The sequence below is a fragment of the Candidatus Defluviilinea gracilis genome (assembly GCA_016716235.1).
GTDB classification, from domain to species: Bacteria; Chloroflexota; Anaerolineae; order Anaerolineales; family Villigracilaceae; genus Defluviilinea; species Defluviilinea gracilis.
In genome coordinates, this window is sequence record JADJWS010000001.1 from 832,835 (window position 1) to 848,470 (window position 15,636).

At 56.5% G+C, this 15,636-nt stretch carries 5 protein-coding genes and 2 riboswitches; of the genes, 3 read left to right on the forward strand and 2 right to left on the reverse strand.

The genetic code is table 11. From position 1 onward, the window contains the following. Nucleotides 1-30: 30 nt before the first annotated feature. Entirely contained in the window at nucleotides 31-1,260 is a 1,230-nt protein-coding gene (locus IPM31_03870; protein MBK9006111.1) for a ribonuclease H-like domain-containing protein, read from the reverse strand. Nucleotides 1,261-1,580: 320 nt separating this feature from the next. On the opposite strand from IPM31_03870, the gene IPM31_03875 reads away from it, so the two are divergent. Then, nucleotides 1,581-9,824: a sortase gene (locus tag IPM31_03875; GenBank protein MBK9006112.1), complete on the forward strand. Its 8,244-nt coding sequence runs from the start codon at nucleotides 1,581-1,583 to the stop codon at nucleotides 9,822-9,824. 68 nt (nucleotides 9,825-9,892) lie between these two features. Here IPM31_03875 and IPM31_03880 read toward each other — a convergent pair whose 3' ends face one another. Next, on the reverse strand, nucleotides 9,893-10,549 hold the full coding sequence (locus tag IPM31_03880) for a hypothetical protein (protein MBK9006113.1): 657 nt from the start codon (nucleotides 10,547-10,549) through the stop codon (nucleotides 9,893-9,895). A 57-nt stretch (nucleotides 10,550-10,606) separates the two neighbouring features. Next, nucleotides 10,607-10,699: riboswitch (cyclic di-GMP riboswitch) on the reverse strand. A 77-nt stretch (nucleotides 10,700-10,776) separates the two neighbouring features. Then, nucleotides 10,777-10,868, reverse strand: a riboswitch (cyclic di-GMP riboswitch). A gap of 225 nt (nucleotides 10,869-11,093) precedes the next feature. Between IPM31_03880 and IPM31_03885 the strand changes: the two genes are divergently transcribed. Beyond that, nucleotides 11,094-12,521 carry an MFS transporter gene (locus IPM31_03885; GenBank protein MBK9006114.1) on the forward strand — a complete coding sequence of 476 codons (1,428 nt, stop codon included), beginning with the start codon at nucleotides 11,094-11,096 and terminating at the stop codon, nucleotides 12,519-12,521. 51 nt (nucleotides 12,522-12,572) lie between these two features. Then, on the forward strand, nucleotides 12,573-15,623 hold the full coding sequence (locus tag IPM31_03890) for an adenylate/guanylate cyclase domain-containing protein (GenBank protein MBK9006115.1): 3,051 nt from the start codon (nucleotides 12,573-12,575) through the stop codon (nucleotides 15,621-15,623). The last annotated feature ends 13 nt before the right edge of the window (nucleotides 15,624-15,636 follow it).

Below are 15,636 nucleotides of genomic sequence, written 5' to 3' on the forward strand. Positions count from 1 at the left end.
GCTCCTCCTTCAAAGCAGAGAATACGCCCATTATAAACCGTCTTTGCGCTCCAAACGCGCCAACCGATGAGCAATTTCATCCAGCCAGTGTTTGCGCTCGTAGGCTGGCAAGTCGGCGCGTTCTGCCTGCTTGCGCGCCGACACCGTCCACTTAAGCGCGGCTTTCACATCGCGCGTTTTATGTTCATAATACTTCGCCAGTTCGATATGTGCGTAGATATGACCCGCCTGCGCCGCTTTTTTCCACAAGCGCGCCGCCTCCTCATACCCGCCGCGCTTCTTTTGCAGGATGGACAACCGCTTCACCGCCACGTGGAAATCTATCTCGCCCATAGGCGACTCAAGCCCACGCTCGTACAAACGCGCGGCTTCCTCCACGCGACCGAGATCCTCGAACAATTTGCCAAGCGCGATAAAATCCAACCCGTGTTGCACATTGCCATCGTACGGATTCTCCAGCATATCATTCATATGCGCAAGCAATGCCGCCATCGCCGCCACATCCATGGCGTTGTGATAGAACACCCCTGCCAGTGGAGTCGCGTCGCCGGTGCGCAGATAATCGAAATACAACCAGGGGATCTCGTGCCCGGGCGTTTCCTCGCTCGAACGTCTCAGCCCCAGCACATGCTCTTCGAGGTATTTCAATGCGCGCGATTCAAGCCGGTCACGCCACAACCGCCGCGCAAGAGGCAATAAATCCACGTGGGAATATCCATTGAACGGGCAAGGCGTATCGTGTAACGCGTATCTTGTCTTGAGCAACGGCGCATCGAAGGCTTTGCCGTTGAACGTCACCAACGCTTCGCACGGCGCGAGGAAATTCGCCAGTCCTTCGAGCAATGCCGCTTCTTCGGCAGGATCGCGCATGAAGAATTGCCGCAACACGAATTGACCTTCCATGAAGCGAGCCACACCGATGAGAAATGCGTATGTGCCGGTCCCGCCGGAGAGACCCGAGGTTTCCGTATCGAGAAAGGCAAATTTGGAGACTGGAAGACTGGCGACTTTTACATCATTTGCCCACTGAGAAACTAAAGAAAGAGGGAAAGAGGAAAGAAGAGCCGAATTGCCGTAATGATGGTTTTGAGGAAAGGTTTGCTCTGTGGTGAACACCTCTCCGCGCGGAGTGGAGAGAAAACTACCCCGCACGATCGAGTCGATGGTGGGCGAATCAGGCTTCCCTGGAGGAAGAGGCGAGATTCCCTTCTTCACGCCGAGCGACTTGAGTTTATCCGCAAGAGAGGGCTTGGAGTTCATTCGATCCTTACGCGCGATTATAACCAGAGCCACCCGAGTTCTCGTGATAAACGTCCTGCAGAAAATGTAACTTTTTGTAACGTTTCCACGAGTACTCCGTCGTAAAATAACAAAGCTGTAATGTATCCATAAGTACTATTCAGCAGATTATAAGCTGTCAGGTAGGGGAGAGATTGGGTTGGTCTACGCTACAGAAGGCCGGGATAGCGAGACCGGACAGCAATTTGGGTGGCAATTGAAGCGCGTTGTTGGGATTCCCGTAAAAACGGCAGTGTTTTTTCGCGTCTTTCCCAACCATTCTCATTCCTTGTGAGGAAAAAATGAATATTTCGTCCTTCGCCCCAAAGAAGTTGTATGTACATTTTTTTGCCGCGGTCTTGGCGGTTCTCTTGGTATTGAGCGCCGCCACACCCGCCCCGGTTCGCGCGGCGGATACAGGTTTGCAAAGCCCCACATCCTGTACCGGCTGGACCAACCCCGCAAATGCGTTGTCCTCCAACAACGTGTACGCTACCACCGCCGGCGGAAATAACCAGTTGGTTTGCGCGTTCAACCTTCCGGCAATTCCGGCTGGCGCTGTGATCAATGGGATCGAAGTATCCATTGAGGGTATGTCAAGCGGATCGCGCGAGGCGGATGTGGACCTCTCATGGAATGCGGGCGGGAACTTTACCGGCGGCGACCCCAGCACCACCTTCGGCGGAACCGAAACAACATTCACGCTTGGAGGCGCGGCAAACACTTGGGGAAGAGCCTGGGCAGTGGGAGATTTTACAGCCGCAAATTTCAGAGTACGCCTCACATCAACGGGTTTTCCAACCTCTGGAACCATTTCTCTTGATCTCGTTCGCGTGAGAGTTACCTATAGTTTCGGCACGACCACCACTGTCGTTTCCGATATTAATCCATCCGTTGCGGGTCAAACGGTGACGTTCACCGCCACGGTTACATCAACCAGCGGCGCTCCCACTGGAACAGTCAACTTCCGTAACGGCGTGACCGTGATCGGCACCGGAACACTCGACGGCAGCGGGGTGGCTACATTCAGCACCAATACATTAACGGTTGGCTCGCACAATATTACCGCTGTTTATGTTGGGGATGCCAATTTTGGAACGAGCACATCCGCCATCCTTGTGCAGAATGTCAATCAGGCGCCGACGATCACATCCGCGAATAACACAACGTTCTTGGTGGGAACAGCCGGCAATTTCACAGTAGCCACCACCGGCTTCCCTGCGCCAACGTTTACTCTAAGCGGCGACCCCTTGCCGAGCGGAGTAACCTTCAATACCAATACCGGTGTCTTTGGCGGCGCGCCCGCATCGGGCACGGTTGGCGTGTATAACTTCTTAATTACCGCCACCAACGGCATTAGTCCTGATGCGACCCAGAACTTTACGCTGACGATCATCAAGGGCAATCAGACAATCAACTTCCCCGCAATCTCCAGCCCGCGGGCATATGGCTCGACCTTTGTGATCAATCCGACGGCGTCTTCTGGTTTGCCCGTCACCGTAGTGGCAAGCGGCGTATGCACGCTCGCGGGAAATACCGTCACGATGACAAGCGGAACAGGGACTTGCACCCTGACCGCCTCACAAGCGGGCAACGATGACTACAACCCCGCGCCGGATGTGGTCCGCACTGTTGCGGCATCGCGAGCAACGACAACGGTTTCTGTCGACCCGGCGCCGCATACCGCCGCCAACCCGAGTCAGTCGTTTTACAGCCATCCGATGACGTTCACGGTGACCGTCTCCTCTGCGGCTGGGACGCCAACCGGCACGGTTACATTGACCGGTGGCAACCCTGCGCAAAATATCACCGCCACGCTCGATGCCGCCGGCGTTGCCTTGATCACCACCAGCAATTTGAATGTGATCACATTCCTTGGAGCCCCTGTTCCGCATGGGCTGACGGTCAGCTACAGCGGGGATGCCAACTTCAATACGGATTCGGAAGCGGTCTCTCACACCATTCTGCCTGCCCCAACCCAGGTGAATGTTACCTCCGATGTAAATCCCTCCGCCGAAGGCCAGATGGTGGTCTTTACGGTAACCGTCACTCCAACGGCGCCGGGCACTGGCATTCCGGCTGGGTCCGTCACCTTATGGGACGGTTCAACACAAATTGGCTCAGCAACCATTTTGAGCGGCGGAGTCGCCACATTCAACATCAGCACGCTGACATTCGGCTCGCACAACATCTCGGCGCGCTTCGTCAATAGCAACGATAACTATGCCACCAGCAATAACACTTCAAACCCGTATGTTCAAAATGTCCGGCGTTTCACCACTGCAACGCTGACATCCGATAACAACCCGTCCATTTATGGGCAGAACGTCACGTTTACCGCCACCATCACCTCCGGCTCGCCGGGTGTGATCACAGGCTCAGTGACCTTCTACAACGGCGCAACTGTCATCGGCACAGACAACACAATCGTCGGCGGGGAAGCAACCCTAACGATCAACTCGCTCGTGGTGGGAACCCACCCCATCACCGCGGTTTATAGCGGCGACGGAACATTCGCCACCAGCACAACAAACATCGTGAGCCAGGTGGTGAATAAAGCCACCTTGACCGTGACCGCAGATCCGCAGACCATCACCTACGGCGATGCCGACCCGGTCTTCACCTTCCAGTACAGCGGATTCGTGCTCGGCGATGACGCGGCGGATATCGACACGCCTCCCACATGCGATGCGCCGACTCCCCACGTCAATGCCGGCGTGTATAACGGGATCATCGATTGTTCCGGCGGCTTGGATGATAACTATGATTTCACATACGTGGATGGAACCCTGACGGTCCTGCAAAAAGCATTGACGATCACCGCCGACAATCAGGGCAAGATCTACGGAACCACATTCACTTTCGCCGGAACCGAGTTCACCACCACTGGCTTGATCTTCACCGATTCGGTTTCGAGCGTCACGTTGACCAGCGCCGGAGCGCCCGCCGCCGCGCCGGCTGGGACCTATCCGATCGTTCCGAGCGCGGCTGTCGGCACAGGGCTGTCAAACTATGCCATCACGTATGTCAACGGCACAATGACCGTTGGCACGAACGTGTTGACCATTACCGCAGACGACCAAACCAAGACCTATGGCGATGTATTCACGTTTAATGGCACAGAGTTTAGCGTGGTCGGTCTCCAGCCCGGCGACAGCGTCACCAGTGTGACTCTCACCAGCGCAGGCGCTCCTTCCGCGGCTGTCGTTGGCACGTATCCCATCACGCCCAGCGCCGCAGTGGGAACCGGCTTGAGCAACTATGTGATCGTGTATAGCGACGGGCAAATGGATGTCAATCAGCGCAGTCTGACATTCAACCCCAATGCGCAAACAAAAGTCTACGGAAGCGTGTTCAGCGCCTACACCGGCGCGTTCACAGGCTTGCGCGCAGGCGACAACATCACCCCGATCTACGACAGTCTCGGCGCGCCCGCCACAGCCATTGTCGACGTGTACGGAATCACTGTCACACTGGACGATCCCGATGGGAAGTTGGGCAACTACATCGTCACGATCGACCCGGCGCCCGCCGCCACATTAACCGTCACCCAGCGCGCGCTCTCTGTCACACCGGACGATCAAACCAAAGTGTACGGCGAAGTGTTCACCGCGTTCACCGGCGTTATTTCGGGCATCCAAAATGGAGATAATATCACCGCCACTTACAACAGCGCTGGCGCGCCTGCCACTGCGGATGTAGGGATTTATACGATCACCGCCGCGTTGAATGACCCCGACGGCATGTTGAGCAACTACAACATCACCCTCAACACCGGCACACTCACTGTAACGCGACGAAACCTGACCGCAATCTCGGACAGCCAAAGCAAACTCTATGGCGAAGTGTTCACCGCGTTCACCGGCTCTTTCATCGGTATCCAGAACGGCGATAACATAACCGCCGTTTACAACAGCCTCGGCGCGCCCGCCACCGCCCCGTTCGGTTCGTATCCCATCACCATCACCTTGGTCGATCCTGATAACAAACTGGGCAACTACACAGTCACACAAAACATCGGCACCCTCACGGTCAATCGCCGCGACCTGAGTTTCGTGCCCGACGATCAATCGAAGATCTATGGCGATACATTCAGCGCCTTCACCGGCGCGGTTACCGGCTTGCAAAACGGCGATGCCATCACGCCGATCTACTCGAGCCCTGGCGCAATTGCCACTGCCCCGGTGGGAACTTACCCGATCACAATTACACTGAGCGACCCCACGAATAAACTAGGCAACTATAACTTCACCATCGGAACTGCCACATTGACCGTGACCCAACGCGACCTCATCGTTACCCCCGACGATCAGACCAAACAATACGGCACATGGTTCATTGCGTTCACTGGCGCCATCACCGGCATTCAAAACGGCGACAACATCACCGCCAATTATGCCAGCGCCGGTTCGCCGCCCTCCGCCGCCGTTGGCACCTACCCGATCACCGCCACCTTGAACGACCCCACCGGGAAACTTGGCAACTACAACGTAACCTTGAACACCGGCACGCTAACCGTTACCTCCTCCGTATTGACCGTCACCGCCAATAACCAGACCATCACGTATGGAAATCCCGACCCGACTTTCACCTTCACCTACACAGGATTCGCCTCCGGTGACGGACCGGGCGTAATCAACACGCCTCCGACCTGTAGTGTGTCTGGTCCTCACACCGACGTGGGTACCTACCCCATCGTTTGTTCCGGCGGCTCCGACGACGCGTACACGTTTGTCTATGTGGATGGAACTCTCACGGTCCAACCGCGCGCGCTCATCGTCACACCGACCGACAAAACGAAGGTCTATGGCGATGTATTTACCGCATTCACCGGATTGATCACCGGCATTCAATTTGGCGACAACATCACAGCCACCTACGCCAGCGTCGGCGCGCCGGCCACCGCAAATGTTGGCGATTACCCGATCACAGCCACCTTGAACGACCCCGACAACAAACTCGGCAACTACACCGTAACGCTCAACACAGGCACACTATCTGTGACGCCGCGCGCCCTCACCGTCACGCCAGCCGATAAGACGAAAATCTACGGCGCGGTTTTCACCGCATTCACTGGAACGATCACAGGCGTTCAAGCAGGCGATACGATCACCGTCACCTATGACAGCCCCGGTGCGCCGGCCACAGCCGCCATCGGTGATTACCCGATCAACGCCACGCTCAACGATCCGGGGAACCGTCTACCCAACTACACGGTGACTCTGAACATCGGCACGTTAAGCGTCACCCCGCGCGCGCTGGTCGTCACGCCGGACAATAAGTCCAAAGTATTCGGCACTGTGTTCACCGCATTCACCGGCACGATCACCGGCATTCAAAACGGCGATAACATCACCGCAACCTACGCCAGCCCCGGCGCGCCAGCCGCGGCGCCGGTGGGAACGTATCCCATCACCGCGACGTTGAACGACCCAGACAATAGACTGCCGAATTACACCATCACGCTCAACACAGGCACGCTGTCGGTGGGCTTATCCATTCTCACCATCTCAGCCAACGATCAGAGCATTGTGTATGGAAGCCCAGACCCGGTCTTCACCTTCACCTATTCAGGCTTCGTCAATGGAGACACCCCGGCAGTCGTCGATACGCCGCCAACTTGTCAAGTTGCCGTTCCGCATAACAACGTAGGCGCTTTCCCGATCACCTGCTCCGGCGGAATCGACGATAACTATGTCTTTGCATACACACCCGGCACATTGACGGTCACACCGCGCGCCCTCACCGTCACCCCGGATGACAAGACAAAGGTCTATGGCGATACGTTTACCGCCTTCACCGGCCTGATCAGCGGCATTCAAGGCGGCGATATCATCACCGCCAATTACGCCAGCGCCGGCGCCATAGCCACCGCGGGAATTGGATCGTATCCGATCACGGCAACTCTCAATGACCCCGGTGGGCGGCTTGGGAACTACACTGTCACCTTGAATACCGGCACACTCACCGTAAATACCCGAGGGCTGGTTGTTACCCCGACGGACGCAAGCAAGGTCTACGGATCGGTGTTCAACGCCTTTACCGGCGCGATCGTGGGCATTCAGAATGGCGACCCGATCACGGCAACTTACACAAGCCCCGGCTCGCCGGCAACCGCCATTGTGGGAGCCTATCCGATCACAGCCACATTGAACGCGCCGGCCGGCGTACTCAACAACTACACCGTCACATCCAACACGGGCACGCTCACCGTGACTCAACGCGACCTGACCGTGACGCCCGCAGATAAATCCAAAGTGTACGGAACGGTCTTCACGGCGTTTACCGGCACGATCACCGGCATTCAAAACAGCGATCCGATCACCGTCACCTACGCCAGCGCGGGGGCGCCCGCCGCGGCGGCAGTGGGTGATTATCCGATCACCGCCACATTGAACGACCCGAGCGGCCGGCTCCCGAACTACAACGTAATTCTTGGAACGGGCACGCTCAGCGTCACGCTGGCAACCACATTGACCGGCGTCACATCCGACAACAACCCGGCGGGCGTGGGCGATCTTGTCACTTTCACCGCCACCGTCACCTCCAGCGCGGGAACGCCCACCGGCACCGTCACGTTCTACGATGGCGCAAACTCAATGGGCACCGTGACCCTGGCAGGCGGGGTGGCGACCATCAGTACCAACACGTTGAACGCGGGTTCGCATACCATCACTGCGGTGTATAGCGGTGATGCCAACTTTGCCGGCAGCACTTCCGCGCCGTATGTTCAGGGTGTGGGACAAACAGTCTCGAACACCGTTGTCACCTCGAACGCGAATCCCTCCGTTCTGGGTCAAGCGGTTACATTCAACGCGATTGTTACCGCATCGACCGGCGTTCCAACCGGCACAGTAACATTCAACGATGGCGCGACGGTCTTGGGAACTGGCGCATTGAACGCCGGTGTAGCGACCTTCACAACAAACGCTCTCACCTCCGGGTCGCACAACATTACCGCTTCCTATGGCGGAGACGCCGACTTCTTCGGGAGCGTATCCGCTGTGCTCACGCAGATCGTCATCCCGAACACGACCATCGACACTACGCCGCCCGACCCAGATAACGACCTGACCCCGATATTCACGTTCAGCAGTACCAGCGCCACAGGCACTTTCGTCTGCCGCATCGACGGCGCGCCTTTCGCCCCGTGCAACTCCGGCAATTCGTTTGGTCCGCTTGTCGCGGGGAATCACACCTTTGAAGTCGCCGCGGTGGATACCTTCGGGAACACCGACCCGACGCCCGCATTGTACGTTTGGACGATCGACACCTCCACACCAGACACCGATATCGATTCATCCCCGCCCGCCGTCACAAACAGCGTGGACGCGGCGTTCGCCTTCTCCAGTCCATCACCAGACACCGCCAGTTTTGAATGCCAGCTAGATGGCGGCGGTTTCGCCGCATGTACAAGCCCGCAAAATTATCTAGCGCTGGCAGGCGGACCTCACATCTTTGAAGTGCGCGCGATCGACGATGCCGGCAACCCAGACCCCACCCCCGCATCGTACAACTGGATGGTCGACCTCGGCTACCCAACCGTGATCGGGAGCGAGCCCGCCAACAACGGCGTAACGGGACGCAACACCACGAGAATAACGGTGAATTTCAGCAAAGACGTGAATCAGGTTAGCAACACAGATCTCGGGTCTGCCACGAACCCTGCCAACTACCTCTTGGTGGATGATGGTCCCAACGAAACCTTCGATACCGTTTCATGCGCGGGCGGTTTGATTGCCGATGATGTACTCATCCCGATCGCCATCCCCACGTATAGCAATGGCACGGGAGCGGGTCCGTTCATCGCCACCTTTGTCATCAATGGTGGGATCGGTCTCACGGACGGCAATTATCGACTGTTCGTATGCGGAACGACTTCCATCCTGGATGTGGCTGGCAACGAATTAAACGACGGACTCAACGATACGGCGATCACCTTCACCGTCGTGCCGCGCGTTCCCGGCGGTGACGGAGACGGCGACGGTAATGGACGCGGCAATAACTCAAACCTGGGATCCGGATTCCTTATCCCTGTGACGGGCTTCGCGCCGGGGAAGATTACCATACTTCCGGAGCAACCCGCAGATCAGCAATACGCCGCCACCGACGTTTGGATGGAAATCCCGCGCCTCAAAATAAAGATCCCGATCGTGGGCATTCCGCAAACAAAGAACGGATGGGACGTGTCATGGCTTGGAAACAAAGGCGGTTGGCTCAACGGTTCGGCATTCCCCGGCTGGGATGGCAACTCGGTCATTACCGGTCACGTATGGGATGCGAACAACAACCCCGGTCCGTTCGCCAACCTCGTCAACCTGCAATACGGAGACAAGATCAAGATCCACGCATTCGGTCAGGTTTACACATTCGAAGTAACCGCCAGCGCCCTGATCCTGCCGAGCAACACAAAAGCCGCGTTGAAACATGAAGAAACACCCTGGTTGACCCTCCTCACCTGCGAAAACTACATCGCAGAGACCGACACCTACACCCACCGCCGCATGGTGCGAGCTGTGCTGGTAAGCGTCACGCCGGAAAAGTAAAGATCATTTCACGAATCAGAAAAGCCGCTCAACATTGGGCGGCTTTTCTGATTCATGGAACATTGAGGTCACAAACCATTTGCTTCCCAAAGTTCCTCATATTCCGCTTTAGGGATGGCGATCACAAACAGCCTGCCCCAGGTCGAAATACCGTCTTTTTCGATGCAGGTCTGAAAGGTGACGTATCCATCGCTCACGAAGACGCGCTTGAACATCTGGTTGACCGTGAGGGTTTCATCGCGGTCCAAATTCTGAAAGGAACTGTAGGGACTGTTGGGTTGTAATGCCTGATATTGCAGGATCTCATACACAACAAAAGTTTCCACCTTGCTGTCGCCGTATACGATCCGCACTTCATCGCCGGCTTCCAGGTTGAAGAAGGATTCACCGGCGAGGTAATTGTGAGCCACCAGCCCTACCGTGCCATACCCTGCCGCCATACGGAATTGAGTGACGCGGTCCTCCTTACTCGAAAGAAAGCCCGGGTTATCGAGCGGTTGCTGCGCCACGCGATACGCCATCACATTCGGAACATAGACGCCGCGCACTACATTTTCCTCCCCGGTGTGAACGGATTGAACAAACTCTGAAAAATTGGGTAGCGCGGCGGCGTCTTGTTTCTTCATTGCCAGCGCGGGCATCGCATTCAGCAAAAGCGATGCGGCGAGGCTGAGCAGAATACCGGCTCGCGTGAGCCAGCGTATATGTTTTTGAGTGAGCGCCATTCGAAACCTCCGTTTCGATAAAAGCGCTCAACAGCAACCTAATGGTTAGGTAATGTTTTCGGCAACCTGGCAATCGTAGCCACACTCGCATGTGACCGTAGACCCATGGCTTTGCGTCCCCGCCTTTCGGCGGGTTTGCCTTTATCGAACAAATTGAATTTGACCCGATACAAAGCGAGCCGGGCAAAGGACTGCCAGGCTCGCGGAAATAAACAAAGCGTTATTTCTTCGGCAACCTGGCGATCATGGTCGCGCGATGCGCGACGGTAGATCCATGGCTTTGCGTCCCCATCTTTCGACGGGTTTGCCCTTATCGGATTTTGTTAATCGCAGTATAGCAGAAGGTTACAGATTTTCACTTTGCATTTCGGTTATAACGGCTTACAGGAGTGCAATGGGGGCGGGCGAAAACAAGTAAACAGGTAGACAGGTACACACGTAAACAAGTGGTTCTTGTATACGTGTTTCCGTGTCTACTTGTCTACGTAACTCCGTGTCTACCTGTATACATCCCTCCGTGCTACACTTGCATCCTCAAATTCAGATGAACAACAACTCAAATCAGCGGCTCCCAATGTGGATCAAATTGCTCTATGGCTCAGGTGATTGGGGCATCTCGAGCATCGGCATGATGCGCTCGATCTTCCTCGCCATCTATCTCACCGATGTGGTCGGGCTGGAACCGCGTCTGGCTTCTTTCGGCGCGCTGGTCGGCATCGTCTGGGACGCGGTGAACGATCCCATCATCGGCATCCTCAGCGACCGCTTGCAATCGCGCTGGGGCAGGCGGCGTCCGTTTTTGCTGTGGTTCGCCATTCCCTTCGGCTTGAGTTTCGTCATTCTTTGGTCTGCGCCAAATTGGGATAACCAGATCGCGTTGTTGATCTATGTGACTCTCTCCTTCATGATCTCCGACACGTTGACGACTCTCGTCTCGGTCCCGTTTCTTTCGCTGACCCCCGAACTGACCCCCGATTACGACGAACGCACCAGCCTGACGAGTTTCCGATCGTTCTTCCAACTGGTCGGCGCGCTTGCCATGGTCATCGCCGCGCCGACAATTATTGACATGGTGATCGAGGCGGGCGGCTCGCAACAACAGGGATTTATGACCGTGGGCGCATTATTCGGCGCGGTCGGCGCGATTCCCCTGCTGTTGATCGGGCTTCTGCTCCGGGAAACTTCCACGCCCGAACAGCAAGAATCCCTGCCCTTTCGAGAAACATTACGCGCCGCATGGAAGAACATCCCGTTTCGCTATGCGGTCGGCATCCACATGCTGAACTGGTCGGCAGTGGATATGGTGGCTGTGGTTTTTCCATACTTTTTACTTTATTGGGTGGCGAACGGAAACTTGCTGGCATCTGTCAAATTTTTGGGCATTGACCTGGCATACGAATCCGCGTTCTTCGGCATCCTCATGTTGGTGTGCATCCTGTTCGTGCCGATTTGGTTATGGATCTCAAAGATCCGCAACAAGCAGGAAGCGTACGCGATCGGTATGATCCTCTGGGTGGTCGTCACATTTCTTATCTATTTGATTCAACCGGGCAACACGATGGAATTATTCACGCTCTCCGCCCTCGCAGGGATCGGCATCTCAGCCGCGTACACATTGCCCGACGCGATGTTCGCCGACGTGATCGAATGGGATGAACTGCGGACCGGCAGGCGGCAGGAGGGAATCTTCTACGGCATCCGCACGCTCATCCGCAAGTTGACCGGGGCGCTTGTCCTCTTTTTGACTCTGCAGGCATTGGGCTGGTCGGGCTATGTTTCTCCTCCTGAGGGCGCGCTTCAATTCACGCAAAGCGACTCGGCATTGCGCATGATCCGCTTATTGGTTTCACCCTTCGGGGCGATCATGCTTTCAGGGACGATCATCCTCGCATGGCTATTCCCACTCTCGCGCGAGAAGCATCATCGCATTCAGGAGTTGTTGGAAAAAAGGCGAGCAAAAGTATCCGAATAACAGACCCAATATGAAAACTGGTGGGAGGCAAATCAACCGAGTTGACCTATAATGAGTCAAACGGAAAACTTGATGGTAGACATTCCCTCCGGCACCGTCACGTTCCTCTTCACTGATATCGAAGGTTCGACCAAACTCGCGCAGGCGCATCCTGACAGGTGGGAGTCGCTACGTGAGAAACATCACGCCATGTTGAAGGAAGCCATTGAATCGAAGCGCGGTCATATCTTCCAAATCATCGGCGATTCATTTTGCGTGGCATTTCATACAGCGGGCGACGCGCTTCGCGCGGCGATAGATGGTCAGCGCGCGCTTTCACGGATGAACGATGACGGCGGAAGGACGAATTCATCATTCATCCTTCATAATTCATCCTTGCTCTTAAAAGTCCGCATGGGGATTCACACGGGCGAAGCCGAAGCGCGCAACGGAGAATATCGCGGCTATCTCACGCTCAGCATGATCCAGCGCGTGATGTCGGCGGGGCATGGCGGGCAGATCTTGTTATCGGGCGCGAGCGAGATTCTCCTGCGCGGACAACTGCCAGCGGAGGTGTCCCTGCGAGACATGGGCGAACGCAAACTCAAAGACATTCCCCAGCCCGCGCGAATCTTTCAAGTCGTCGCGCCTGATTTGCAAAGCGATTTCCCCGCCTTGCGCGCGCTGGATGTTTTCCCGAACAACATCCCCACACAACTCACAAGTTTCATCGGGCGCGAAAAAGAAATGCTCGAAGCGACTCAAATGTTGCAGCAATCGCGTTTGCTCACGCTCACTGGTTCGGGCGGAACGGGCAAAACAAGACTTTCATTACAAGCGGCATCCAGCCTCCTTGAACAATTCAAAGACGGCGTGTGGCTCATCGAACTCGCGCCCATCTCTGAGCCTGCGCTGGTTCCGAACACGGTGGCGAATGTTCTTCGTCTGCGCGTGGAGGATTCGCGTCCGCTGATGGATGTAGTGATGGATTGGCTGCGCGACAAAGAAGCCCTGCTGATTCTCGATAACTGCGAGCATCTCATTGACGCCTGCGCGCAATTTGCGAACACGGTTTTGCAGAACTGCCGCGGCGCGCGCATCCTTGCCACCAGCCGCGAGGCGTTGGGCATCGCGGGCGAGGTCGCCTATCGCGTGCCGTCCCTGCCGACGCCGAATGAGGCGACGGATATCAAACATCTTGAAACGTTCGACTCGGTGAAGTTATTCGTCCAACGCGCGACTCTGACCCTGCCGACGTTTCAACTCACGGATGCGAACGCCTCATTGGTCGCCCAAATCTGCTCCCGCCTCGACGGCATTCCCCTCGCTTTAGAGTTAGCCGCGGCGCGCGTCAGGGCGCTTTCGGTGGAACAAATCGCCGAACGATTGGACGACCGCTTCCGTTTATTGACGGGCGGGAGTCGCGCCGCGTTGCCGCGCCAGCAGACGTTGCGCGCGTTGATAGACTGGAGTTACCAACTCCTCAGCGAAGAGGAACGTCTCTTGTTCAGACGGCTGGCGGTCTTCGTCGGCGGGTGGACGCTCGACGCCGCCGAATCAGTTTGCGGTGAGGAGCGCATCGTCCCCGCAGGGGGAAGCGGGTTGGACATCCTGGAGTTGATGACTCGTCTCGTGGATAAATCTCTCATCAACGTCGAGCATAGCGGAAGCGAATCCCGTTACCGCCGACTCGAAACCATCCGACAATATGCGCGCGAGAAATTGTTCGAGACCGATGAAGTCGCTTCACTGCGCGACGCGCATCTTGCCTATTTTGCTGGGCTTGCCGAACGCGCCGAACACGGCTTGCAGGGACGCGCGCAAAAGCAATGGCTGGCGCGGCTCGAAGCGGAACACGATAACCTGCGCGGTGCGTTGGAGTGGTCGCTTAAGTCTCAACCTGAAACGGGTTTGCGGATCGCGGTGGCGCTCAGGGAATTTTGGGATACGCATGGACATTTGACGGAGGCGCGCAAGTGGCTGGGAATTTTTATGGATGCGACGAAGGAACTTCCGCCGACATCGTTACGCGTGAAAGCGCTCTTTGCGAGAGCGTTGTTCGCTTCGCGTCAGGGCGATGCGGAGGGATGGAAAACGCATCAAGACGAAGGTTTTGCGCTTGCCGAGTCGCTTGAGGATGCGCGGGGCATCGCGCAGGGGCTTGTGTCGCAGGGACTCTTCAAGGAGTATTTCGAGAACGATCTCGAAGCGGCTGAATCGTTTTACCGCCGCGCATTGGAATACGGACGTAAACTGAACGAAAAACTTCTCATCGGTCAGTTATTGGGACCGCTGGCTGGATGCTCGCTCAAACGGTACGAGTATGCGCGCGCGGAGGAAATCTATCGCGAGAGTCTGTCGTTGTTCCGCGAGGCGGAAAACACAAAAGAGATCGCGGGCGCGTATGGAAACCTGGCTGAGGTGGCGTTAGCGCGGCGCGACGATGAATCGGCGCGCGCCTCCGCGGAGGAAAGCCTGGCGTTGTATCGTGACTTGGACGACAAGCACGGCGTCGCTACTGCTTTGCAGACGTTGAGCATCGCATCCCATAATCAGGGCGACGTTCAGCAGGCGCAGATGGCGGCGGAGCAGGGCGTGATGTTGTTTCGTCAACTGGGAGACCGTATTTGTTTGGGTTTGACTCTCTCGGTGTGGGCGCGGCATGTTCTCGGCGGAAGTGACGCGGCGCGCGCAGAGGAAATCGTTCAGGAGGCGATGAAGGTTTTACATGAGGTGGGAGAAATGTCGGCAGAAATCGGCGCGCTCGATGTGGCGGGGCGCGTCGCGTTGGCGCAGGGCGACTTGCCCAAAGCGCAAAAACATTTTCGAGAGGGAATATCGCGCTTGAAGGACTCGAAAGAAGTCAGCCAACTCCCGTCATTACTGGAGGGATTGGCGAACGCGCTGGCGCAATCCTCGCAAACACGAAACGCAATTCTGTTGTTGGGCGCGGCGCAGGCGTTGCGCGGGCGCATCTATCTGACGCGGATGCAATTCGAAACGGCGGAGTATGACGCGCTTCTGTCTGCACAGCGGGAAGAGGCGGGCGGGGATTTTCAGTCCATGTGGGAAGACGGTTGCGCGTTGTCAACGGAACAGGCGATTGAGTTGGCTTTGAGTTGAGAAAAGGAGTTGA